The organism is Actinoplanes sp. NPDC051633, from assembly GCF_040681735.1.
Taxonomy (GTDB): Bacteria; Actinomycetota; Actinomycetes; order Mycobacteriales; family Micromonosporaceae; genus Actinoplanes.
This window is the reverse complement of sequence record NZ_JBFAZH010000912.1, coordinates 1-3,204: the sequence shown is the minus strand read 5'-3', so window position 1 is coordinate 3,204 and position 3,204 is coordinate 1. Positions and strand designations below refer to the sequence as shown.

3 protein-coding genes are annotated in these 3,204 nt (G+C 73.5%); 2 read left to right on the top strand and 1 reads right to left on the bottom strand.

Translation table 11 applies throughout. From position 1 onward, the window contains the following. On the top strand, positions 1-1,839 hold a 1,839-nt coding region (gene glyS / locus AB0M20_RS34380; protein WP_364304520.1), incomplete at its 5' end, for a glycine--tRNA ligase subunit beta. A 122-nt stretch (positions 1,840-1,961) separates the two neighbouring features. Beyond that, positions 1,962-3,071: a glycerophosphodiester phosphodiesterase gene (locus AB0M20_RS34375; RefSeq protein WP_364304518.1), complete on the top strand. Its 1,110-nt coding sequence runs from the start codon at positions 1,962-1,964 to the stop codon at positions 3,069-3,071. Positions 3,072-3,087: 16 nt separating this feature from the next. On the opposite strand, the gene AB0M20_RS34370 is transcribed toward AB0M20_RS34375, so the two are convergent. Continuing rightward, positions 3,088-3,192 (bottom strand): LuxR C-terminal-related transcriptional regulator, encoded by a 105-nt coding sequence (locus tag AB0M20_RS34370; RefSeq protein ID WP_364304521.1) that lies wholly within the window; start codon positions 3,190-3,192, stop codon positions 3,088-3,090. Positions 3,193-3,204: the final 12 nt, after the last annotated feature.

Here is a 3,204-nt window from a genome sequence, read left to right as displayed (position 1 = left end):
GTGGCCGCCACGCCGCGGCGCCTGATCGCGCTGGTCGCCGACGTCGCGCCGCGCGAGGAGGACCGCACGGTCCGGGTGCGCGGGCCGAAACTCGGTGCGCCGGCGACGGCGGTCGAGGGCTTCGCCCGTGCCCAGGGCGGCGAGGTCGGCGAGGGCGAGACCCACTACTTCGTCGAGCGCTTCGAGGCCGGCCGCCCCGCCGGAGCGGTGCTCTCGGAGATGCTCGCCGAGCTGGTCAGGGAGTTGCGGTCGGCGCGCAACATGCGCTGGAACGATCCCGAGCTGTCCTTCACCCGGCCGATCCGGTGGCTGCTCGCCCTGCTCGGCGACGACGTGGTGCCGGTGGCGGTGTCCACGCTGGCGGCCGGCCGCGTGACACACGTGCTGCGGGACGCCGACGAGCCGGTGGTCACGATCGCGTCGGCCGAGAGCTTCATGGAGTCGATCGCGGTGCGCGGGGTGGTCGCCGATCCGGAGGACCGCGAGCAGCTCATCGTCACCGGGGCGCAGGACCTGGTCTACCCCGACGGCCGGGTGGAGCTGGCGCCCGCCCTGGTGCAGGAGGTCACGTACCTCGTCGAAGCGCCCAACCCGCTGCTCGGCACCTTCGACGAGAGCTATCTGGCCCTGCCCGCCGAGGTCCTCACCACGGTGATGCGCAAGCACCAGCGCTACTTCCCGGTCCGTGACGAGAGCGGTGCTCTGCTGCCGATGTTCGTGACGGTGGCCAACGGCACGGTCGATGTCGAGGCGGTGCGGGCCGGCAACGAGGCGGTGCTGCGCGCCCGGTACGAGGACGCGTCCTTCTTCTACCGCGCCGACCGCGAGACGCCGCTGCCGGCGCTGCGCGACCGGCTGAGCCGGATCACGTTCACCGACAAGCTCGGCACGATGGCCGACCGGGCGGCCCGGATCGCGGCGCTGGCCACCGGCTGGGACTCCGGATTCACCCTGGGCCGAGCCGCGGCTCTGGTCAAGGTCGACCTGGGCTCGCAGATGGTCACCGAGATGACCGGCCTGGCCGGTGTGATGGCCCGCGACTACCTGCTGCACGCCGGCGAGCCGCGGGCGGTCGCGCAGGCCGTCTACGAGTGCGAGCTGCCCCGCGCGGCCGGCGACGACCTACCGGTGTCGCGGCCCGGCGCCATGCTGTCGCTGGCCGACCGGCTCGATCTCCTGGTCGGCCTGGCCGCCACCGTCGGGCTGCCGACCGGCAGCAGCGACCCCTTCGCGGTGCGCCGTGCCGCGCTGGGCCTGCTCGCCGTGCTGCGCGCGCATCCGAGCCTGCCCGGCATCTCCGCAGGGCTCGAGCAGGCGGCCGCGCTGCAGCCGGTCCCGGCCGGGCCCGAGGTGCTCGCCGGCATCGCCGACTTCCTGACCCGCCGCCTGGAGCAGCAACTCGTCGAGGAGGGCAACCCCGTCGACCGGGTCCGCGCGGTCCTCGTCCACGCCGACCGGCCCGCCCGGGTGGACTTCTACCTGGCCCAGCTCGCCTCGCTGGCCGGCGACCCGGCCTTCCGGTCGGCCGCCGCATCCCTCGACCGCGCGCGCCGGATCGTGCCGCCCGGCGTTCCGGCCGCGATCGACCGGGCGCTGCTGACCGAGCCGGCGGAGATCGCCCTGATCGCGGCGCTGACCGAGATGCCTCCCGTCGGCGACTGGGATCTGTCCGCCCTGACCGCGACCTCCGGCCCGATCGTCGCCGCGGTCCACCGCTTCTTCGAAGAGGTGCTGGTGATGGCCGACGACCCGGCGCTGCGGGCGGCCCGGCTCGGCCTGGCCGCCACCGTCCGTGACCTGGGGGCGGGCCTCCTGGATTGGGACGCCCTGCGGCTCTGATTTGCGCACCCGCTATTTTTCTCGGCGCCAGTTGTAATCCACTTCGGCGTCGCATCGATCACCTGAACTGCGGGCGGGACAGGCGGGCGAACGGTCGCCGGCCGTCGTCTGTGGAGGAATTCATGGTTGATCGTCGTCAGGTGCTGCGCGTGGGCGCCCTGGCCGCCGCCGCACCCACCCTGGCCGGGGCGGCGGTCGTCACCTCGCTGCCGGAGAAGGCGGAGGCCGCCGACCGCCGGAAGATCGTGGTCGGGCACCGGGGCGCGTCCGGATACCGGCCCGAGCACACCCTCGCGTCGTACGAGCTGGCCGCCCGGATGGGCGCCGACTACATCGAGCCCGACCTGGTGATCACCAAGGACGGCGTGCTGGTGGCCCGCCACGAGCCGGAGATCGGCATGACCACCGACGTGGCGGCACACCCCGAGTTCGCCTCGCGCCGCCGCACCGTGACGCTCGACGGCGTCGCGGTCACCGGCTGGTTCACCCACGACTTCACGCTCGCCGAGCTCAAGACGCTGCGGGCGGTCGAGCGCATCCCGGCGCTGCGGCAGCGCAACACGCTCTACGACGGGCTCTTCGAGGTGCCGACCTTCGACGAGGTGCTGAGCCTGCGCGCCCGCCTGTCCCGCGAGCTGGACCGCGAGATCGGCGTCTTCCCGGAGACCAAGCACCCGACCTACTTCAGCGGCCTGGGCCTCGACTTCGCACCGCGGCTGGTGCGGGCGTTGCGGGCGCGGGACCTGGACCGGGCCGGCGCCAAGGTGTACGTGCAGTCCTTCGAGGCGCGCAACCTGATCGACCTGCGCCGGCTGCACAAGCTGCGGGCGCCGATGATCTTCCTGACCGGCGTGACCGGCGGGCCGTTCGGCGACCCCCGCTCGTACGCCGACTACCTCACCCCGGCCGGGCTGCGCGAGCTGTCCCGGGTGGTCGACGGCATCGGGCCGGACAAGGCGCAGGTCATTCCGCCGGGTGGCGAGCCGACCCGCCTGGTGGCCGACGCGCACGACGCCGGCCTGGTGGTGATCCCCTACACCTTCCGCGCCGAGAACCAGTTCCTGCCGCCGCAGCTGCGCGTGGGCACCGACCCGGCCGCGTACGGCAAGGCGATCGACGAGCACGTGCTCTTCTGGCGGGCCGGCATCGACGGCCTGTTCACCGACCAGCCCGACATCGGCGTCCTGGCCCGCGACATCGCCTTCGCCCGCAGAACAGCAGCCGCGGCCTGACACCACTTCGGGTCTGCTAAGCCGCGGGGATCAGGCGGGCCAGTTCCGTGCGGGAGCGGACGCCCAGGCGGATGAAGACGTTGCGGAGGTGGTGGTCGACCGTGCGCGGGCTCAGGTACATGCGGGCGGCCAC